The sequence below is a fragment of the Amycolatopsis sp. 2-15 genome (genome assembly GCF_030285625.1).
GTDB lineage: Bacteria > Actinomycetota > Actinomycetes > Mycobacteriales > Pseudonocardiaceae > Amycolatopsis > Amycolatopsis carbonis.
Window position 1 is genome coordinate 1,050,634 of sequence record NZ_CP127294.1, and the last position, 19,496, is coordinate 1,070,129.

Annotated in this window: 22 protein-coding genes; 8 read left to right on the plus strand and 14 right to left on the minus strand. The window is 70.8% G+C overall.

The annotated features are described in order from the left end of the window. Nucleotides 1-85: 85 nt before the first annotated feature. From QRX50_RS05145 to QRX50_RS05155, 3 genes are all read right to left on the minus strand, one after another. Nucleotides 86-775 carry a response regulator gene (locus QRX50_RS05145; protein WP_204091841.1) on the minus strand — a complete coding sequence of 230 codons (690 nt, stop codon included), beginning with the start codon at nucleotides 773-775 and terminating at the stop codon, nucleotides 86-88. Beyond that, nucleotides 772-2,025: a sensor histidine kinase gene (locus QRX50_RS05150; RefSeq protein WP_285970814.1), complete on the minus strand. Its 1,254-nt coding sequence runs from the start codon at nucleotides 2,023-2,025 to the stop codon at nucleotides 772-774. Before QRX50_RS05150 ends, QRX50_RS05145 begins: the two co-directional genes overlap by 4 nt. A gap of 137 nt (nucleotides 2,026-2,162) precedes the next feature. Beyond that, complete coding sequence (locus tag QRX50_RS05155; RefSeq protein WP_285970815.1) at nucleotides 2,163-3,047, minus strand: aldo/keto reductase; 885 nt, start codon at nucleotides 3,045-3,047, stop codon at nucleotides 2,163-2,165. Nucleotides 3,048-3,147: 100 nt separating this feature from the next. On the opposite strand from QRX50_RS05155, the gene QRX50_RS05160 reads away from it, so the two are divergent. Continuing rightward, nucleotides 3,148-3,804 carry a DNA-binding response regulator gene (locus QRX50_RS05160; protein ID WP_285970816.1) on the plus strand — a complete coding sequence of 219 codons (657 nt, stop codon included), beginning with the start codon at nucleotides 3,148-3,150 and terminating at the stop codon, nucleotides 3,802-3,804. Next, the gene (locus QRX50_RS05165) at nucleotides 3,801-4,724 is read left to right on the plus strand and encodes a hypothetical protein (protein WP_285970817.1); all 924 of its coding nucleotides are present in this window, start codon (nucleotides 3,801-3,803) and stop codon (nucleotides 4,722-4,724) included. The genes QRX50_RS05160 and QRX50_RS05165 overlap by 4 nt, the downstream gene beginning before the upstream one ends. A gap of 76 nt (nucleotides 4,725-4,800) precedes the next feature. Here the strand turns inward: QRX50_RS05165 and QRX50_RS05170 are convergent, their stop codons facing one another. The 7 genes from QRX50_RS05170 to QRX50_RS05200 form a co-directional block, all read right to left on the minus strand. Beyond that, nucleotides 4,801-5,550, minus strand: a complete 750-nt coding sequence (locus QRX50_RS05170) for a phosphoglyceromutase (RefSeq protein WP_285970818.1) — start codon at nucleotides 5,548-5,550, stop codon at nucleotides 4,801-4,803. 433 nt (nucleotides 5,551-5,983) lie between these two features. After that, nucleotides 5,984-6,901, minus strand: a complete 918-nt coding sequence (locus QRX50_RS05175; RefSeq protein WP_285970819.1) for a DUF4349 domain-containing protein — start codon at nucleotides 6,899-6,901, stop codon at nucleotides 5,984-5,986. Between the two features lie 65 nt (nucleotides 6,902-6,966). Further along, complete coding sequence (locus QRX50_RS05180) at nucleotides 6,967-7,479, minus strand: type III secretion system chaperone family protein (RefSeq protein ID WP_220245921.1); 513 nt, start codon at nucleotides 7,477-7,479, stop codon at nucleotides 6,967-6,969. Then, the gene (gene mshA / locus QRX50_RS05185; RefSeq protein WP_285970820.1) at nucleotides 7,476-8,783 is read right to left on the minus strand and encodes a D-inositol-3-phosphate glycosyltransferase; all 1,308 of its coding nucleotides are present in this window, start codon (nucleotides 8,781-8,783) and stop codon (nucleotides 7,476-7,478) included. Before mshA ends, QRX50_RS05180 begins: the two co-directional genes overlap by 4 nt. A gap of 22 nt (nucleotides 8,784-8,805) precedes the next feature. After that, nucleotides 8,806-9,627: an alpha/beta fold hydrolase gene (locus QRX50_RS05190; RefSeq protein WP_285970821.1), complete on the minus strand. Its 822-nt coding sequence runs from the start codon at nucleotides 9,625-9,627 to the stop codon at nucleotides 8,806-8,808. 21 nt (nucleotides 9,628-9,648) lie between these two features. After that, nucleotides 9,649-10,821, minus strand: a complete 1,173-nt coding sequence (locus QRX50_RS05195; protein WP_285970822.1) for a L,D-transpeptidase — start codon at nucleotides 10,819-10,821, stop codon at nucleotides 9,649-9,651. 222 nt (nucleotides 10,822-11,043) lie between these two features. Then, nucleotides 11,044-12,105: a UDP-N-acetylmuramate dehydrogenase gene (locus QRX50_RS05200; RefSeq protein WP_285970823.1), complete on the minus strand. Its 1,062-nt coding sequence runs from the start codon at nucleotides 12,103-12,105 to the stop codon at nucleotides 11,044-11,046. Between the two features lie 25 nt (nucleotides 12,106-12,130). Between QRX50_RS05200 and QRX50_RS05205 the strand changes: the two genes are divergently transcribed. The 5 genes from QRX50_RS05205 (at nucleotide 12,131) to purU (ending at nucleotide 15,718) form a co-directional block, all read left to right on the plus strand. Continuing rightward, entirely contained in the window at nucleotides 12,131-12,631 is a 501-nt protein-coding gene (locus QRX50_RS05205; RefSeq protein WP_285970824.1) for a DUF2505 domain-containing protein, read from the plus strand. Then, the gene (locus QRX50_RS05210) at nucleotides 12,610-13,410 is read left to right on the plus strand and encodes a class I SAM-dependent methyltransferase (RefSeq protein WP_285970825.1); all 801 of its coding nucleotides are present in this window, start codon (nucleotides 12,610-12,612) and stop codon (nucleotides 13,408-13,410) included. The genes QRX50_RS05205 and QRX50_RS05210 overlap by 22 nt, the downstream gene beginning before the upstream one ends. 129 nt (nucleotides 13,411-13,539) lie before the next feature. Continuing rightward, a complete protein-coding gene (locus tag QRX50_RS05215; protein WP_285970826.1) occupies nucleotides 13,540-14,328 on the plus strand; it encodes a DedA family protein in 789 nt (262 codons plus the stop codon). Then, on the plus strand, nucleotides 14,231-14,830 hold the full coding sequence (locus QRX50_RS05220; protein ID WP_285974365.1) for a maleylpyruvate isomerase N-terminal domain-containing protein: 600 nt from the start codon (nucleotides 14,231-14,233) through the stop codon (nucleotides 14,828-14,830). Before QRX50_RS05215 ends, QRX50_RS05220 begins: the two co-directional genes overlap by 98 nt. A gap of 15 nt (nucleotides 14,831-14,845) precedes the next feature. Beyond that, nucleotides 14,846-15,718, plus strand: a complete 873-nt coding sequence (purU, locus tag QRX50_RS05225; RefSeq protein WP_285970827.1) for a formyltetrahydrofolate deformylase — start codon at nucleotides 14,846-14,848, stop codon at nucleotides 15,716-15,718. 21 nt (nucleotides 15,719-15,739) lie between these two features. Here the strand turns inward: purU and QRX50_RS05230 are convergent, their stop codons facing one another. Beyond that, nucleotides 15,740-16,789 carry an NAD(P)-dependent alcohol dehydrogenase gene (locus tag QRX50_RS05230; protein WP_285970828.1) on the minus strand — a complete coding sequence of 350 codons (1,050 nt, stop codon included), beginning with the start codon at nucleotides 16,787-16,789 and terminating at the stop codon, nucleotides 15,740-15,742. 109 nt (nucleotides 16,790-16,898) lie between these two features. Here QRX50_RS05230 and QRX50_RS05235 point away from each other — a divergent pair, with 109 nt between their 5' ends. Next, on the plus strand, nucleotides 16,899-17,510 hold the full coding sequence (locus QRX50_RS05235) for a TetR/AcrR family transcriptional regulator (protein ID WP_285970829.1): 612 nt from the start codon (nucleotides 16,899-16,901) through the stop codon (nucleotides 17,508-17,510). Here the strand turns inward: QRX50_RS05235 and QRX50_RS05240 are convergent. From QRX50_RS05240 to QRX50_RS05250, 3 genes are all read right to left on the minus strand, one after another. Continuing rightward, nucleotides 17,501-17,812, minus strand: coding sequence for a hypothetical protein (locus QRX50_RS05240; RefSeq protein ID WP_285970830.1), 312 nt, complete (start codon nucleotides 17,810-17,812; stop codon nucleotides 17,501-17,503). The two genes, QRX50_RS05235 and QRX50_RS05240, sit on opposite strands and share 10 nt — an antisense overlap. 82 nt (nucleotides 17,813-17,894) lie before the next feature. Beyond that, nucleotides 17,895-18,908 carry an NADP-dependent oxidoreductase gene (locus tag QRX50_RS05245; RefSeq protein ID WP_285970831.1) on the minus strand — a complete coding sequence of 338 codons (1,014 nt, stop codon included), beginning with the start codon at nucleotides 18,906-18,908 and terminating at the stop codon, nucleotides 17,895-17,897. Between the two features lie 116 nt (nucleotides 18,909-19,024). Next, entirely contained in the window at nucleotides 19,025-19,459 is a 435-nt protein-coding gene (locus QRX50_RS05250; RefSeq protein ID WP_285970832.1) for an SRPBCC family protein, read from the minus strand. Between the last annotated feature and the right edge of the window lie 37 nt (nucleotides 19,460-19,496).

Sequence of the window (19,496 nt, forward strand, 5' to 3'; positions counted from 1 at the left end):
CGTTTCCCCAGGAGCGAAAACGGCCGGGGTGGCAAGAAAAAAACCGCCACCCCGGCCGTGCTCCGGTGGCTTCCCTACCGGCGGCTCACGTCTCGAACTTGTACCCGAGGCCGCGCACCGTCACGAGGTGACGCGGGGAGCCCGGGTCGGGCTCGATCTTCGAGCGCAAGCGCTTCACGTGGACGTCGAGGGTCTTGGTGTCCCCGACGTAGTCGGCGCCCCACACGCGGTCGATGAGCTGGCCGCGCGTGAGCACCCGGCCCACGTTGCGCAGCAGGTACTCCAGGAGGTCGAACTCCTTGAGCGGCAGCGAAACCTCGGCGCCGTCCACGGTCACGACGTGGCGCTCGACGTCCATCCGCACGGGCCCGGCCGAGAGCACCAGCGGCGCCAGCTCGCCCTCCGCGCCCGGCTCGCCGCCGCGGCGCAGCACCGCGCGCACCCGCGCGATGAGCTCCCGGGCCGAGTAGGGCTTCGTCACGTAGTCGTCGGCGCCCAGTTCCAGGCCCACGACCTTGTCGATCTCGCTGTCGCGCGCCGTCACCATGATCACCGGCACGGCCGAACGCTGGCGCAGCTGCTTGCACACGTCCGTGCCGCTCATGCCCGGGAGCATGAGGTCGAGCAGCACGATGTCGGCGCCGTTGCGGTCGAACTCCTCGAGCGCCTGCTGTCCCGTCCCGGCCACCGCGGCCGTGAAGCCTTCCTTGCGCAACAGGAAGGCGAGCGGGTCGGCGAAGGACTCTTCGTCCTCGACAATGAGAACCCTCGTCACAGGTTTCCTCCATGGTCTGGGCTGGAGAGCTCCTGCCCGGTTGCCACGAGCCGGGGTGTCCGCTCGGGGGTCTTGTCCTGCCGCACCACGGTGGCGGGCTGGGTCTTGCCACGGGCCCCGTCGCCGCCGGGCTCGGGGCTGACGTGCGCGGGGATCCGCAGAGTGAACGTGGACCCGGTGCCGGGCCGGCTCCACAGGCCTACCGAACCGCCGTGGTTGGCCGCGACGTGCTTCACGATCGCCAGGCCCAGCCCCGTGCCGCCGGTGGCGCGGGAGCGGGCCTTGTCCGCGCGGTAGAAGCGCTCGAACACGCGCTGCTGTTCGTCCTCGGCGATGCCGATGCCGCGGTCGGTCACGGCGATCTCGACCATGCCGTCGGCCAGCCGGCGCGAGATCGACACCGGGCTGCCCGGCGACGAGTACGCGACGGCGTTCTCCAGCAGGTTCGACAGGGCCGTGACCAGCAGTGTCCGGTCGCCCTCGATGAGCAGGCCGCTCGCCGTGTCGGTGGTTATGGTGATCTCCGCCGACTCCGCTGACAACGTTGTCCGGCCGAGCGCCTCCCGCACCACGGCGTCGACCTCGACCACGTTGAGGTCCGGCAGCCGTTCGGCGCCCTGCAGGCGCGAAAGCGCGATCAGCTCGGTCACGAGCGTGCCCAGCCGCGTGGACTCGCGAAGGATCTTGCTGCCGAAGCGGCGGACCTCGTCCACGTCGTCGGCGGCGTCGAGCACGGCCTCGGTGAGCAGCGCGATCGCGCCGACCGGGGTCTTGAGCTCGTGGCTCACGTTGGCCACGAAGTCGCGGCGCACGGCCTCCAGGCGGATGGCCTCGGAGTGGTCCACGGCTTCGACCACGGTGAAGCCGTCGCCGAGCGGGCGGACCTCGCCGAGCACCGCCTCCGGCTGGCGCCGCCCGCGGTTCTCGAGCGGCGACAGGTCGATCTCCATCGGCTCGTCGGTCTCCACCACCTGCTCGGCGGCGGCGCGGGCGCGCGGGTCGGCCTGGTTCACGCGCACCAGGCCGAGCTCGTAGGCCCTCGGGTTGTGCAGCACCAGGTCGCCGAAGCGGTTGAGGACGACGACGCCGCTGCGGGACGACCGGATCAGCCGTTCGAGGAGCTCCGCCACGGTCGGTCCCGCCGGCCGTGCCGTCTCCTTCCGGGCCCGGGCCCGGGCGATGAGGAACCCGACGACCGCGCCGACGACAAGAGCGCCGATGGCCGAGATCAGGACAACAGGCGTGGTCACGAACGAATCGTAAGCATCCCGGTAGCCTTTCGGACCAGCCTTGGAAGCCCGGTCGTGAGGCGCGTGACACCTGCGGGCGACATGTTCGCCCTGGTGTCAGGCCCCGTTCACCCTCCCGAGACCTTCCGGCAGGTTGTTCACGCTCCGTCGAGCTCGGCAAGATCGTCCGCCGTCAGGCGCAGCTGCGCGGCGGCGACGTTCTGTGCCAGATGGTCCGGGTTGCCCGTGCCCGGGATCGCGAGCACGTGATCACCTTGCGCGAGCGTCCACGCGAGACGGACTTGGGCCGAGGTGGCGTCGTGGCGCTTCGCGACCGTCGCCACCCGCTCTTCCACGCCGGTTTCGTCCGTTTGTCCACTCGCGACGGCGAACCACGGCACGAAGGCCACGCCGTGTTCACCACAGAGGCGCAGCAGCTCGTCGTCCTCGCGGACGGCGGTGAGGCCGTATTGGTTCTGCACGCACACCACGGGCGCGATCGCCAGCGCCTCGGCGAGGTGCTCCGGCCCGACGTTGGAGATGCCCAGCTCGCGGATGAGGCCGGCCTCGCGCAGCTCGGCCAGGGCACCGAAGTGCTCGGCGATGGACCCCGTGCCGCGCCCGAGGCCCGTGCCGATGCGGAGGTTGACCACGTCGATGTGGTCGCGCGCGAGCTGGCGCAGGTTCTCCTCGACCTGGCCACGCAGCTGGTCGGGGCGCGCGAAGGGCAGGAACTCGCCGGACGGGTCGCGGCCGGGGCCGACCTTCGTGGTCAGGACCAGGTCGTCGGCGTAGGGCGAGAGCGCGGTGTTGATCATCTCGTTGGAGGAGAACTCCGGCGTGAAGTAGAACGCCGCCGTGTCGATGTGGTTCACACCGAGCTCGAGCGCGCGGCGCAGGACGGTGAGGGCGCGCTCGCGGTCGGCACTGGTGCCGCCCGCGAACGGGACGAGCCGCATGGCGCCGAAGCCGAGGCGGTTGACGGTGAGGGAACCGAGCTGCCACGTGCCGGCGGCCGCGGCGGGAAGTGCTGTCTGGGTCATGACTTCCAGCGTGTCCCGGCGGCTTTCGCGGCGCCCGGATTGGCAGCAAGCTGCCAACCGGTGGTGGCCGGGGCCGCGGAACGCGGTGACACTGGGGTGCGTGACCCGAGTCGAGGACGTCGTGACCGTGCGCGGCGAACGCGAGCTGTTCGACCGCACCGCGCACCTGTTCGGCAGCGCCACGGACATCGCGTGCGCCGCGAACACCCTCTACACCTGGGTGGCTTCGCGCCCGGGCACCGGTGTGCCGGCGGTGCCCTCGGTGCCGGACCTGCAGGGCCGGCGGGCGCGCAAGATCTACCTGCCGAGCGTGCTGCTGGACGGGGCGAGCGTCGAGCACCTGCGCCTGCTGCGCGAGCTCGGCGCGCAGATCCGGATCAGCGAACGCGAGATCAACGAGACGATCATCCTCGACGGCCGCCTCGCGATCCTCGCCGCCGAGGTCACGCCGGACGGGCGCAGCTACACCGTCCTTTCGCGACCCGATCTCGTCAACGGGATCTCGTCGCTGTTCGAAGCGGCGTGGCGGTCGTCGACGGATCTCGCGGCGTTCGAAACGCGCTTCGCCGAGCTGCGGCAGAACACACCGCGACTGCTGGACCTGCTGCTGTCGGGCTGCACCGACGAGACCGCGGCGCGCACGATGGGCGTCGGCCTGCGGACCTACCGGCGCTACGTGGCGGAGCTGATGGCAGCGTTGGGGGCGACGTCGCGGTTCCAGGCCGGGGCGCGCGCGAAGGAGGCCGGTCTGCTGTGAGGCGTGGTGTCGTGGTGTCGGTGGCCCTGCTCGGGCCGCTCGGCCTGTTCGCTGCCGGGTGCAGCTCGGCGGTCGGCGGGAAGGCCGTGGTTGCGCCGCAGCCCGCCAACCTGGCGTACGTGGACGCGAAGGCCACCAGCGACGCGTCCGCGGGGATCAAGAAGGCCATGGAGACTGTGTTCAGCTTCGACTCCACGGACACGGCTGCGGTGGCGAAGAACGAGCAGGAGTACTTCACCGGCAACGCCCGCACCCAGTTCGACCAGACCTTCGCCCAGATCAAGACCACTCCGGTGAAGACGCAGACGCACGTGATCGATTCGGGCGTCGCCGCCCTGTCGCCGAGGGGGGCCACGGTGCTCGCCGCGATCAAGCAGCAGAGCCAGACCCCCGACGGCAAGACCAACGCCGCGCTCGCGGTCGTCGTCGTGACCGCCGCGCCCGCCGGCGACCACTGGCGCGTCAGCGACCTGAACCTCAACCCGCGCGGCACCCTCGGCCCGACGGCCGACCCGGGCGCTCCCCGCCCCGCCGCCACCCGCGACTCCGCCCTCGCCGCCGCCCGGCACGCCGGGTCGGTCTTGCTGACCGTCGACGCGCAAAACGCCGACGCCGTGTACGACGGCTACGAGAGCGTCGCCGTCGACCCGCTCCTCACCCAGTTCCGCGCGACCCGCCAGACCACCGTCGACAGCATGAAAAGCAGTGGCGCGAAGGCTTCCTTCAACCCGCAGTCCGCGGCCGCCGTGTCGTCCACCTCCGCGGACGGCAAGACCGCCACGGTGCTCCTCGACGCCGTCGTCTCGACCCAGCAGCAGGGCGGCCCGCAGGACCGCACCATCCCCGTCCGCCTCACCCTGGCCCGCCAACCGGACGGCGGCTGGAAGGTGTCGGCGATCGACCCGTTGAACGCGGCCTGAGGCTGGTTCCCGAAAAGCCGAAGGGCCACCGCGCAACTCGCGCGATGGCCCTTCGTCCGTGACTGGGTGAGCCGGCTCAGCGGCCCTGGTTCGCCACCGCCGCAGCGGCTTCCTCCGCGGCCTCCGGGTCGAGGTACAGGCCACCCGGCTTGATGGGCTGGAGGTCGTCCGTGAGGTCGTAGCGCAGGGGGATGCCGGTGGGGATGTTGAGTGCCGCGATGTCCGTGTCGGAGATGCCGTCGAGGTGCTTGACGAGGGCACGCAGCGAGTTGCCGTGCGCGGCGACCAGCACGGTCTTGCCCGCGCGCAGGTCGGGGACGATCTCGGACTGCCAGTACGGCAGGAGGCGCTCGACGACGTCCTTGAGGCATTCGGTCAGGGGCGCGTTGTCACCGAGGTCGGCGTAGCGCGCGTCGCCCGCCTGGCTGAACTCGTCGGCCGGGTCGATGGCCGGCGGCGGGGTGTCGTAGGAGCGGCGCCAGAGCATGAACTGCTCCTCGCCGAACTCCTCCAGCGTCTGCTTCTTGTTCTTGCCCTGCAGCGCGCCGTAGTGGCGCTCGTTGAGCCGCCAGTCGCGCTTGACGGGGATCCAGTGCCGGTCGGCGGCGTCGAGGGCGATGTTCGCCGTGCCGATCGCGCGGCGCAGCAGCGACGTGTGCACCACGTCGGGCAGCAGCCCCGCCTCGGCCAGCAGCTGGCCGCCCTGGCGAGCTTCGCGCTCGCCCGTCTCCGAAAGCGGCACGTCCACCCATCCGGTGAACAGGTTTTCCGCGTTCCACGTGCTCTGTCCGTGCCGCAGCAGCACCAGCGTCCCAAGTTCGGCCATGGCCCACAGCCTGCCAGAGCGGACCAGGTTCGTGACTGGTGAGTCCCGCTTGAACGATGTTCTACAGAGAGTGTGTTACCCCACAGTAACACCTTCACCCGAACAGAAGTCAGCCCGTCAACAAGCCGCGAAAACGGTGCAATGTGCTGCGCGCTGTTATCCCGATCAGTGAAGTCCACTCGAATGGAGTAACGAGTAGTCTTGTGATTACAGGTGGACATCTGACAGGTTTGGCATGTCCCGCTCAGCCGGATTCCACGCACTCCCCGGCTGACGGCGGGCTATGACCGCGGCTCGTCTCCCCCTGCCGAGCCGCGGCCCGCCGGCCCCGTTGGCATCCCCCTCGTCACCGGGTCCTTGATCGGCGGGAACTTCAGCGGGGCGGCTCGAGATCGCGACTCCCCCCTCCCTCGAGCCGTCCCGCCTTTCCCGGTTATCCCGCAGGTCCGGCGGGGACAGCCGCGTCTGCCGGGTTACCGGACGGCCGCGCACGGCGCCGCTTGCGCACCCACCACCACACCGCGCCGGCCGGGATCCCGAGCACCACGGCGAACGGCGCGATCGCCCCCAGCGCCGTCAGGACGCCGCCGCCGAAGGTCAGGAACGCGCCCCAGCCACCGGCAAGCCCCGCGAGGAAGGGCAAGTCATCGGATGTCTGCTCTGGACCGGTCACGACCTCGGCGGTCACGGACAGTGCCACCGTCGCCATCGCGACGCTCCCCGCGAGCGCCTTCTGCTGCTGTTCGAGTGACTCGAGCGCGGCTTCGCGGGTGGTGAGCTCACTCTCCACACTCGCGATCTCGGAGATCGACGTCGCCTTCGCCAGCAACGCCCGGATCCGGTCGACGCTCGCGCGCTGCGTCGCCAGGCGCGCGTCCACGTCGACCACCTGGGCGGTGACGTCCTGGGAGCTCAGCTCGCGCTTGGCGACCTTGCCGAGCCCGGCGAGCTGGTCGAGCACCCCGTCGAGCTTTTCGGCGGGCACGGCGAGGCTCAGGGTCGCGGACGACTCCAGCGTGCTCTCCTGGCCGGTGTACCCGCCGGCTCCGGTCACGATCACCCGCGCCCGCGAGACGACGTCGTCGAGCTTCGGGGTCGAGAGGTGCAGCCGCGCGCTCCGGGCGAGCTTGCGGTCAGTGGTCCCGGCGGCCCCGACCGCCGGCGCGTTGGCCGAATTCCCGGCGGCCCCCGGCGCCGGCACAGCGGGCGCAGCCTTCTCGGCCAAGCCCTGCTGCGGCGCAGCCGCCATCCCGCTGTCGGCCTCCGTCGAGCTCGGCTCGTTCGCCGTGCACCCCGCCAGCGCCACCAGCAACGCGGCCCCGGCCGGCACCCGTCTCCATCGAGTTCTCATCCGTCCTCCTCCACTCGGGTGGCAGACGGACGGACTCCGACCTCAACGGCGTTGCACGGCCCGAGTCACGACTCGGTCAAGCCCGGCTCGTGCGGCTTCTCGGGCGCCACGAGGTGCTTGAACGCCTGGAGGTTCGCCAGCGACTCCCCGCGCGACACGCGCCAGTCCCACTCGCGTTTGATCGACGACGCGAACCCGATCTCCAGCAACGTGTTGAAGTCACCGTCGGCGGCTTCGAGGACCTGCCCGAGGATCTTGTCCAGCTCGGCGTCGGTCACCGTCTCCTTGCCGAAGCGCCCGACGAGGTAGATATCACCGATACTGTCCACTGTGTAGTGCACGCCGTAGAGCCGGGCGTTGCGCTGCAACAGAAAGCGGTACACCTGCTCGTGCGCCTCGTCGGGGCGGCGGCACACGAACGCCTCCACGGAGAACGCGTGGTCGCCGTCCACGAGCCAGCAGTTGGTCTGGAGCTTCTTGGTACCGGGCAACGTCACGAAGTACTTTCCTTCGCCACGCCGGTCGTACTTGAGCTCGGCAGCGTCCAAAGTGGACTTGATCGTCGCGTCCAGGCTCACACGGCCACCTCCGCCCGCGTTTCGAGCGCTCCGCGGAACGCCTTGGTCGCCTGAGCATAGATCTCCAGCAGCGAGTCCGTGGTGCGGCTCCAGGAGAAGCGGTGGGCGTGCAGCACGGCGTTGGCACCGAGTTCACGCCGGCGTTCCGGACGCAGCGCGACGGCCGCCAGCGCGTCGGCCCAGTCGGTGGCCGTGTGCGAAGGCACGAGCAGTCCCGACACGCCGTGCGGCACCGCGACCGGCAGCCCGCCGACCTCGGCGGCCACCACGGGCGTGCCGCAGGCCTGCGCCTCCAGCGCCACGAGCCCGAACGACTCGTTGTAGCTCGGCACAGCGACCACGTCGGCCGCGCGGAACACGTTCACGAGCTTCTGCCCCGGCTGCGGCGGCAGGAACCGCACCTGCTCCTGGATGCCGAGGGTGCACGCCAGCTCCTTGAGCGCCTGCGGCTGCTCCAGCCCGGTGCCCGACGGCCCGCCGACCACGAGCACCACGAGCTTCGCGCGCAGCTCCGGCCGTTGCGTCAGCAGCTCGGCGGCCGCGCGCAGCAGCACGTCCGGCGCCTTCAACGGCTGGATCCGGCCGGCGAACGCGAGCACCACGGCGTCCTGCGGCAGCCCGAACGCGTCGCGCGCCAGCGCTTGCGAACCGGGCGTGAAACGGTCGAGGTCGACACCCGGCGGCACGGCGTGCACCGCGTGCGGGTCGGCACCGTAGAGGTCCACGAGCTGGCGCGCCTCGACCTGGGTGTTGGCGACCAGGCAGTCGGCCTCGGTCACCACCTGCTCCTCGCCCATCACGCGCGTGCGCGGCTCGGGCTTGTCGCCGTCGGCGAGCAGTGAGTTCTTGACCTTCGCCAGCGTGTGCGCGGTGTGGACCAGCGGTACGCCCCAGCGGTCGCGCGCGAGCCAGCCGACCTGGCCCGAGAGCCAGTAGTGGGAGTGGATGAGGTCGTAGTAGCCGGGCTCGTGGAACGCCTCGGCGCGCAGCACGCCCGAGGTGAACGCGCACAGCTGCGCGGGCAGCTCGTCGCGGCCCAGCGGCTCGAACGGGCCGGCCTGCACGTGGCGAACGGTCACGCCCGGCGCCAGCTCGGCCAGCGGCGGCTGGTCCGAGGAGGTCGCACGAGTGAACACCTCGACCTCGACGCCTCGGCGCGCCATCTCGGTGGCGGTCTCGCGCACGTACACGTTCATGCCGCCCGCGTCGCCGGTGCCCGGCTGTTCGAGCGGCGAAGTGTGCACGGACAGCACCGCGATGCGACGCGGCGCGGCGCGGTACCCCGACAGAGAGGAGATGGTCACCTGGTCACTACTCCTGTGTGCGCTACTCGGCTGTTTCCCCGGAGAACCGCCGCAGCGCGGAGTTGAACTCCCCCGCGTCCTCGACGAACGGCAGATGCCCCGCATCAACGAACCAACGCAGAACGGCCCCCGGAATCTTCCCGGCCGAATATTCCGCTGCCGACGGATCGACCACGCGGTCGGCCGTGCCGTGCACGACCAGCACCGGTTTGTCGACCTTGGCCAGCACTTCCGAGCTCTCCACGTCGCGCTTGAACAGCGCCGCGCGCACGGCCGGCGGCACCGCCAAAGACATCCCGAGCAGGGCTTGCGCGAACGTCCCTGGCACCGAGGCGTTCGCCTGGGCCCGGGTGAACTCGACCAACGCCGGCACGGCGACCTCGGGATCGTCCGAGAGCGCCGCGGGCAGCGCGGCCCGCATGACCGATCCGGTCTTACCGCCTTCGCGGCCCCGGCCGATCTCCGTGATGGCACCGACGAGCACGATCCCGGCCAGCCGTGCGGTTCCGTGCACCCGCAGGTAGTCGGCGATGACGAGCCCGCCGTAGGACCAGCCGACGACAATCGCGTCTCGGCCGGCGAAGTCGAGCACGGCGGCGAGGTCGTCGGCCCACTGGCGCGGGTCGTCATAGCCGGCCGCCGGGACGTCGGACGCACCGTGGCCCCGCAGGTCCATCGCCACCAGGCGGAACCGCTCCGTGAGCGCCGGGTCGGCCAGCTGGGCCGCCCACGCGCGCGACGACTGCGCCCAGCCGTGCACGAAGACGATCGGACGCGAGTTCTGGGCACCCTCGACGCGCAACGCGATGCGCACGCCGGAGGTACCGACCACTTCGGTGTTCACGACGTCAGTTCGTAGCAGACTTCACTTGGCCGCCGACAGCGTCTTCCAGGTGGACCAGTCGTAGAACCAGTCCTTGACGTCGGAGCCGGTGGGGCTGGACAGCTGCGAACCCGACACCTCCACCGGGTCGCCGATGAGCGCGGAGTCGAAGTAGTCCTTCGCGTCGGCTTCCAGCAGGTTGACGCAGCCGTGGGAGTTGTTGGCCTTGCCAATGTTGGCGGCGTTGTCCTGGTTTTCGTGGATGTACTCGCCGTGGTTGGAGATGCGGCAGGCCCACTTCTTGTTGACGTTCGTGTAGCCGTACCGGGCGTTGTCGAACACCGCGGTGGGCTCCTTCGACATCACGATGAACGTGCCGTTGGGCGTGTTGCGGTTCACATCGGAGTCGAGGCCGTTCGCGCACGGGTAGCTCTTGTACTCGGAGCCGCCGCGGTAGACCTTCATCACGTGGTCGGGGGTGTTCACCTTCACGACCTGGTTGCGGCCGATCTTGAACTTGGTCGTGACGTCGGCCTTGCCGTAGGCACCGCCGCCGAGGTCGACGCCGTAGAGGTTGGCCTCGACCTCCACGGTCGTGTTCTCCGGCCAGTACTCCTTCGGCCGCCAGTCCACCTGCGTGGCCGAGAGCCAGCCCCACGAGCCCTCGACGTCGGTCTTCACCTTCAGCGCCTTCTCCACGGCCGCGCGGTCCTTCGGCGCTTCCTTGAACTTCACGCTGATCGGCATCGCGACGCCCACGTGGGCGTCGTCGGCCGGGTTGAGCGTGGCACGCAGCTGCTTGGCCGGGTTGACCGTCGCGAAGGAGCCCTTGAGCTCCACGGGCCGGTTGTCCGTGCCGGTGGCCTTGGCGGCGTAGGTGTAGGTCTTGCCGTAGCCGAGGGATTCGGAGCTCTTCCAGGTCAGGCCGTCGGCCGCGAGGTCGCCCTTGACGGCGTCACCGTCGGAGTTGGTGACCTTCACCTCGCTGAGCTTGCCGCTGGTCGCCTTGATGACCACGGGCTCGCGGACGTCCGCGTCCTTCGCGTCGACGGCCGGCGTGGCAGTGATCTTCGCCACCGGGTCCACAGGTTTGCCGCCGTCCTCCCGACTCCCGCCGAGCGGCAACGCCGTGCCGTTCGTGGTGGTCGAACACGCGGCCGCGAGCACGCCCGCCCCCGCGGCGAGCACCGCCTTGAACACCGTGCGCCGTTCCATCCCCGCGAACCTCCCCTTTTTGGACCACACCGGCCCCGCACCGGCGGACGCTTCCACGCTGTCAGCGCCGGTGAGCGACTCGACGTTACCCGCCGCGGCCGGGTTCACCCATTTCCTGTCCCCCGGGCGGCATGTCGACAAGACGTTTCACCGAGGTGGTGGTTCCCGAGTTCGTCTGCTGGTGACGGGGTTGTGACCGCTTCAGAGCACGGTGGGGACGGTTCAGAGCGAGCAGGCGATCAGCAACGGTTCCGGGTGCAGCGTCACGCCGAAGCGCGCCCGCACGCCGTCGCGGACTTCGCGGGCCAGGGTGAGCAGGTCGGCGGTCGTGGCGGTGCCGCGGTTGGTCAGGGCGAGGGTGTGTTTCCTCGACAGCGAGGCGCGGCCGCCGGGGCCCGGGTGGCCCTTGGCGAAGCCGGCGCGTTCGATCAGCCAGGCGGCGGAGAGCTTCACGCCGGCGTCGGCCGGGTACTGGGGTACGGCGACGTCCGGGCCGACGACCGCGGTGATGCGCGCGAGCACGGCCTCGACCTCAGGCGAAGGGACGATCGGGTTCGTGAAGAACGAGCCGGCGCTCCACGTGTCGTGGTCGGCCGCGTCGAGGACCATGCCCTTGCCGCGGCGCAGGCCCAAGACCGCTGCCCGCGCGGCGGCGGTGGGGACTTTCGCGCCGATCTCGGCACCGAGCGTGCGCGCGAGTTCGGCGTAGCGGATGGGCGCGGACTCGCCGGCCGGGTCGACGCGGAAGCGGACGCTGAGCACCACGCCGCTGTCGGTGCCCTTGAGCACGCTGGTGCGGTAGGCGAAGCCGAGCTCGTCGGCCTTCACCGTGCGCACCTCGCGCGCGGCGCGGTCGTAGAGCTCGAGCGAGACGATGGACTCGGCGACCTCGCAGCCGTACGCACCGACGTTCTGGATCGGCGTCGCGCCGACGGAACCCGGGATGCCGGACAGGCACTCGAGTCCGCCGATCCCCGCCTCGACGAGCCCCGCCACGAACGCGTCCCACTCCTGCCCGGCGGCTGCCTCTACGACGTCGCCGTCGCGCGTCCAGCCGGTGTTCGCGACCTGGATGAGCGTGCCGGGGAACCCGCTGTCGGCCACCACGAGGTTCGAGCCGCCGCCGAGCAGCAGCACGCGCTCGCCGGCGGCGTCGGCCTCGCGCACGGCGGCGACGAGATCGTCGCTGGTCGTGGCCCGCACGAACCGGCGCGCGGGCCCTCCGAGGCGCAGTGTCGTGTACTCGGCGAGGCGCGGCGGCGCGGGCGTTTCGACGGGGTTCACGCTGCCTAACGGTACTGTCCGGCCCATGGGATCCCGGATCGAGCACCGTGCCGAGTTCTCCGCCGGACTCGCGGCCGTGCTGGCCGCCGTGTCCGGTGAGGACGCGTTGCGGGCGCGCCTGAAGGAGCTGGGCGGCGACAACGCTGCGCTGCTCTCGCATGCCGTTGACGGCGACACCGTGCGCTACGAACTGCAGCACGGCATCGCCGCGCAGCGCCTGCCCCAGGCCGTGCAGGCCCTGCACCGCGGCGACATCATCGTGCACCGCAAGCAGGTGTGGCAGCGCTCCGGCGACGCGTACACGGGCAAGGTCGACGTCAGCGTGAGCGGCGTGCCGGGCGAGATCGGCGCGCAGACCTTCCTGACGCCACGCGGCGAGCGCGTCGAGTTCCGGACCTCCGGTGAGGTGACGGTGCGGATCCCGCTGTTCGGCGGGAAGATCGAGGAGTTCGTGGCCCAGCAGGTGACGAACCTCTTGGCCCGCGAAGCCGACTTCACCGCGTCGTGGCTGGCCGAGCACGCCTGAGCCCGGTGGGCGCCCCGACGAGGGGCACCACCAATCCCAATCGGTTACGCAGAGTCGATCGCTGGCTCGCGAGTGACCCCGCGGTGACGCGGCTGTTGCGGCGAACGCCGGACCCGCTCGTGGTCGACCTCGGCTACGGCGCGTCACCCGTCACGACGGTCGAGCTCCTGCGCTGGCTGCGCCGGGTCCGCACCGACGTCCGCGTGCTCGGGCTGGAGATCGATCCGGAGCGAGTGGCGTTCGCGCGCCGCGCCGCTGACCCTCCGTGGCTGGACTTCCGCCGCGGCGGCTTCGAGCTGGCGGGGGCGCGGCCGGTGGTGGTGCGGGCGTTCAACGTGCTGCGCCAGTACGCCGAGCACGAGGTCGCCGGCGCGTGGAAGGTGATGCTCGACGCGATGCCGGACGAGGGGCTGATCGTCGAGGGCACCTGCGACGAGATCGGGCGGCTGGCCTCGTGGGTCGTCGTCGGCGCGGCCGGGCCGGTGTCGCTGACGGTGTCGATGCGGCTCGCGGAGCTCGATCGTCCGTCCATTGTGGCCGAACGGCTGCCCAAGGTTCTCATCCACCGCAACGTTCCCGGCGAACCAGTGCACGCGTTCCTGTCCGCTTTGGACGATTGCTGGGCCGCCGCGGCACCACACCGGTCGTTCGGGGTGCGGGCGCGGTGGGTGTCGGCGGTGGGGATGCTGCGGGACCGCGGCTGGCCGTTGCTCGGCCGGCCGGAGCGCTGGCGGCTCGGCGAGCTGACGGTGCCGTGGGACAGTGTGAACCCGCGGTGACTACGAAGAGTGCCCGACTGGGCTGATCAGTGCGGCACGAATGCGTCGTCCGGGTACGAATCCCACCTGTTCACCGACCCACCCCCGCGGTGTCACCCGGTGGTGACCTGCGGTGATCACGATAGGCAGGTGGAACTGCTTCAACACGTCACCGACCTGCTGCGCGGCACGCTGGGGTCGCCGTGGCTCTGGGTGCTCGTGTTCGCCGTCGCGGGTCTGGACGCGCTGCTGCCGTTCATGCCCAGCGAGACGACCGTGGTGACGGTCGCGGTCCTGCTCGGGCCCGACCCGCAGCGGCTGGCGCTGCTGGCGCTCGTCGCGGCGACCGGAGCGTGGGTCGGCGACTGCCTTGGCTACGCGGTGGGCCGGGCGGCCGGGCCGCGGGCGATCGCGCGGCTGCAGCGCGGGCCGTCGGGGCGGCAGCGCTACGACTGGGCGCGCGAGCAGGTGCGGCGGCAGGCGCCGTTGCTGATCATCGCCGCGCGCTACCTGCCGGGCGGCCGCGTGGCGAGCGGGCTGGCGACGGGCAGCCTCGGCTACCCACTGCGCCGCTTCATGCCGCTCGACGCGGTCGGCGCCGCCGTGTGGTCGGTCTACAGCGTGCTCATCGGCCTGGTCGGCGACACGACGTTCGCCGACGAGCCGGTGAAGGGCCTGCTCCTGTCGTTCCTCCTCGGCCTCGGCCTGGTCACCCTCATCGAGTTCGCGCGACGCCTTCGCTTGCGACGGCTACGGTCGAGCGATGCACCTGACCGAGGCGATCGACATCCACGCCGACCGCCTGAAGGCGGCAGCCCTCACCGCGGGCCCGTCGGCGCGCCTGCGCAACTGTCCGAAGTGGACGATGCACGACCTGGTGACGCACCTGGCGACAGTGCTCTCGTCCACGGTCGCGGCGATCACGGACCGACCCGCTGACCCGCTGCCGCCCACCGACTGGGCCGACGCGCTCGGCCGGTGGGACGGCCAGCGCCTCGCCGTCCGCGAAGCCCTCCGGCTGCCTGCCGATACCCCGGTGCGGTCGCCGTTTCCCGGTGGCGGGCTGCTGACCGTCGGCCGCTGGGCCCGGCGCCTGGCGCACGAGACGGCGATCCACCGGCTGGACGCGGAGAGCGCCCTGCCCGAGCCGCCGGTCACGCGGTATGCGGACGTGTTCGCGACGGACGGGATCGACGAGTTCTTGACGTTCTTCGTCCCTCGCCGGGCCGTTCACCAGGACGGCGTCGTGCGGATCGAAGCCGGAGACCGGGTGTGGACAGTGGTCCTGCGCTCCGGCGAAGTGCCGGAGCTGGGCGACGGCGCCGCGGACCTCACCATCACCGGCTCACCCGACGACGTCTACCGCGCCCTCTGGGGCCGCCCCCACGCCGCGCGGATGGTGGGCCACGTCGCACTCACCGAGCCCCTCGCGGCGCCCTGACCAGCACCAGCGAGAATGGCGGGCGTGCCTGATCCCCAGCGTTACGTGCTCACCTTCGGCTGCCCCGACCGCACCGGCATCATCGCCCGCATCTCGGGCTTCCTCGCCGACCACGGCGGGATGATCGTGGAGGCGGCGTACCACACCGACCCGGACTCGGGCTGGTTCTTCACGCGCCAGGTGGTGCTGGCGGGGTCGCTGCCGTTCGACGCCGCCGGGTTGCGGGAGCGGTTCGCGGCCGTCGCGGAGGAGCTGTCGGCCGAATCGAGCTGGCAGGTGCGCGACACCGGTGAGCGCCCGCGCGCGGTCGTGCTCGTCTCGAAGGCCGGGCACTGCCTGTACGACCTGCTGGGCCGCGTCGCGTCCGGGGAGCTCGACGTGGACATCGCGGCGGTGATCGGCAACCACACGTCGCTCGCGGACATCACGCGGGCGCACGGGATTCCGTTCCACCACGTGCCTTTCCCGGCCGACGGGAAGGCCGAGGCGTTCACCGAGGTGCGCAAGCTCGTCGACGAACACGACCCCCACGCCGTGGTGCTGGCGCGTTTCATGCAGGTGCTGCCGGCCGACCTGTGCGACGAGTGGGCCGGGCGGGCGATCAACATCCACCACAGCTTCCTGCCCTCGTTCATCGGCGCGCGGCCCTATCACCAGGCGCACGTGCGCGGCGTGAAGCTGATCGGCGCGACCTGCCACTACGTGACGGCCGACCTCGACGCCGGCCCGATCATCGAGCAGGACGTGATCCGCGTGGACCACGGCGACTCCGTCGACGACCTCGTGCGCAAGGGCCGCGACATCGAGAAGGTGACGCTGGCGCGCGGCCTGCGCTGGCACCTCGAGGGCCGCGTGCTGGTGCACGGCAACCGGACGATGGTGTTCTGAGCGCAGACCGCGCGGCGGCGATCAGGCGCCGATCGTCGACGCGTCGATCACGAAGCGGTAGCGCACGTCGCTGTTGCCGACGCGGTCGTAGGCCTCGTTCACTCGGTCGGCGGAGATCGTCTCGATCTCGGCACCGACGCCGTGCTCGGCGCAGAAGTCGAGCATCTCCTGGGTCTCGGCGATGCCACCGATCATCGAGCCGGCGAGGATCTTGTTGCCGCCCAGCAGCGAGAAAACGTTGTACTCCAACGGCTCGCCGGGCGCACCGACGTTCACCATCGCGCCGCCGACGCGCAGCAGGCTCAGATACGCGTCCACCGGCAGCTTCGCCGACACGGTGTTGAGCACCAGGTCGAACCGGCCGCGCAGAACGTCGAAAGTGGACTCGTCGCTGGTGGCGAAGTAGTCCTTCGCCCCGAGCTTGAAGCCGTCTTCCTGCTTCTTCAGGCTCTGGCTCAGCACGGTGACCTCGGCGCCCATCGCCGCGGCGAGCTTCACGGCCATGTGACCGAGCCCGCCGAAGCCGACGACCGCGACCTTCTTGCCCGGGCCCGCGCCCCACTGGCGCAGCGGTGAGTACGTGGTGATGCCCGCGCACAGCAGCGGTGCGGCGACGTCGAGGCTGATGCCCTCCGGGATACGGCACACGAAGGCGTCCTTCACCACGACCTGGCGGCTGTATCCGCCGTAGGTGACCTCGCCGTCGAAGCCGACGCCGTTGTAGGTCTGCACGTTGCCCTTCACACAGAACTGCTCCGTGCCGGCGACGCAGTACTCGCACTCGCCGCACGAGTCGACCATGCAGCCGACCCCGACGCGGTCGCCGACCTGGTACTTCGTGACGCCCGAGCCCACCGCGGCGACGACGCCGGCGATCTCGTGGCCGGGCACCATCGGGAAGGTCGAGCCGCCCCACTCGTCACGGGCCTGGTGGATGTCACTGTGGCAGATGCCGGCGAAGGCGATGTCGATCAGCACGTCTTCCGGACGCAGGTCGCGGCGCTCGATCGTCGTCGGCGCGAGCGGCTGCCCCGCGGCCGGTGCGGCGATGGCGGGTGTGGTGGTGGGCATGAAATCCTCCAGACAAACCGGGCACCTCGCCCGGGTTTTCACGATGTAAGACCCCCCTTACATCCTCTATAGTAAGAGGGGTCTTACATCCGCGCGACCGAGATCGGGTGTGATCCACGACATGGGCGGCAAGTACCACCACGGCGACCTGCGCGCCGAACTCGTGCGCGGATCACTCGACCTGATCGCCGAACAGGGCCTGGAGGGCTTCTCCGTCGCCCAGGTCGCGAAGCGCGCGAACGTCTCCGCCGCCGCGCCGTACCGACACTTCCCCGACCGGTCCAGCCTGCTGGCCGCCGTCGCCGCCGCGGCCGCCTGCCGGCTGCGCGACCTCGTCGACAAGGTCATCGCCGAGGAACCCGACCCGGTCACCCGCATGGCCTCCGCGCAGGGCGCCTACACCCGCTTCTTCATCGACACGCGCCTCGGCTTCCCGGTCCTCTTCGCCGACGGCCTGGCCAACCCCGAGTACACCGAAATGCACGACCAGCGCCGCGCCCTGTTCGACACGTTCCTCACCCTCAGCCTCGCCGTCACCGACGGCCACGCCGAGGCCCTCGAACTGCTCGAACAACTCAACGCCCAGTCCCACGGCTACGGCGCGCTGTACCTGGACGGGGTCTCGCCGCGCATGGGCTACTCGGCGGACCAGGTGGTGACCAAGTCGACGCGGGCGGCGCGGATCGTGATCGAGGCTTACCGGACGGCGGGTCAGAGGTAGTCGAAGAAGCGGCCGCCCCAGGTGATCTCAGGCCGCAGCGCCGTGTTGACGCCGTCGTAGGGCTCCCAGGTCTCCGGCTCGTCGATGAGCCGATAGCCGAGGTCGGCGAGCGCGGTCTCGACGAGCCGTCGGTCTTCGGCCTCGAAGAAGACGTCGCGCTCTTCGCTGTCGTACGCGCCGGGATTGCAGGGGGCCGGCGAGCGCGAGGAACCGGCGCCGGGTGGCGTCGTGGTCGTAGCCGTGCGGGATCTCCGGATTGCCGGGCTCGTCGGCCGCTCGAAGCGCCCGCCACATCGCCTCACCGGTCAGCACCGGCTCATCCGCCCCCACGAGTCGGGCCGGCCCGTCGTCTCCACGACGGCGAACCGGCCCGGCGCCGCGAAATCAGCTGAGCCGCACCAGCATCTTGCCGGTGTTCGCGCCGCTGAGGAGGCCCAGGAAGGCGTCCGGCGCGTTGCGGATGCCGTCCACGATGGTCTCCGAGTACTTGATCTCGCCGGAGGCCACCAGGGGCGCCACCTCGGACACGAACTGCTGCTGCAGGTGCCAGTGGTCGAGCACGAGCATGCCGCGGATCGTGAGGCGCTTGGCGATGATCTGGACCATGTTGCGCGGCGCGGGCGTCGCCTCGGTGGCGTTGTACTGCGAGATCATGCCGCACACCGTGATGCGCCCGTGCAGGTTCATCGACGCGATGGCGGCCTCGAGGTGCTCGCCGCCGACGTTGTCGAAGTAGACGTCGATGCCCTCGGGCGCGGCGGCGGCCAGCTGCTGGGCGACGGGTCCGTCCTTGTAGTTGAAGGCGGCGTCGAAGCCGAGGTCCTCGACGAGGTGGCGCACCTTCTCCGCCGAACCAGCGCTGCCGATCACGCGCTTGGCGCCCTTGAGCTTCGCCAGCTGGCCGACGAGCGAACCCACCGCGCCGGCCGCGCCGGAGACGAACACCGTGTCGCCCGGCTTGAACTCCGCGGTGACCAGGAGCCCGGCGTACGCGGTGAGGCCCGGCATGCCGAGCACGCCCAGGTACGTCGAAAGCGGCGCGACGGAACCGTCGACCTTCACGACCTTCGTCGCGTCGACCACGGCGTGGGTGCGCCAGCCGAGCTGGTGCAGCACGTGGTCACCGGGCTTGAAGCCGTCCACAGTGGACTCCACGACCTCGCCGACCGCGCCGCCGCTCATCGCCTCGCCGACCGCGAAGGGCGGTGCGTAGGACTTCGCGTCGTTCATCCGGCCGCGCATGGCCGGGTCGACACTCATGAACACGTTGCGCACCAGCAGCTGACCGCCGGCCGGCGTCGGGATGTCGGTGTCGACGATGTCGAAGTCGGCCGACGTCGGGACGCCGTGCGGACGGGCAGCGAGCCGGATCTCGGTCGCCTGGGTCGGTGCGTTCACCACTGAACTCCAAATCGTAGAGACTGGGTCGAACCGGGGCCATCGCCCCGCATACACCCGCCCCAACGAGCAAACCGGGGCGATCATTCCGATTATGCCCGGCCGTGTGGCAAGCGCTACACGATCTCCTCGAGCTTGCCGAGCACGCCGTCGTAGATCTTCTTCAGCCCACCGGGCGCGAAGGTCTTCTCGAAGAAGCCGCCGACGCCACCGGCGCCGTCCCAGCTGGTCTGGATCCGCACGACGCTGCCCGCGCCCGAAGGCGAAACCGTCCAGGTCGTGACCATGCTGGAGTTCGCGTCGGTCTCCACGAGGGTGCCCGGCGCCGGCTCGCTCACGGTCGCGGCGACGTCGCGCACGCGCTTCGACGTAGCCTGCAGCTTCCAGCTCGCCTTGGTGCCCGCGCCCACGCCACCGTCGGTGACCTCGTAGTCGCGGTAGTGCTCGGTGAGCAGCTTCGGCCGGGTCTCGGCGTAGTCGGCGACCAGCTCGCGAACCCTGTCCACCGGCGCGTCGATCGTGCGCTCCGCGGTGGCCGTGACCTTACCCATCTCGCTCCTCGCTGTACTGGAGAACCCCTCACGCGCC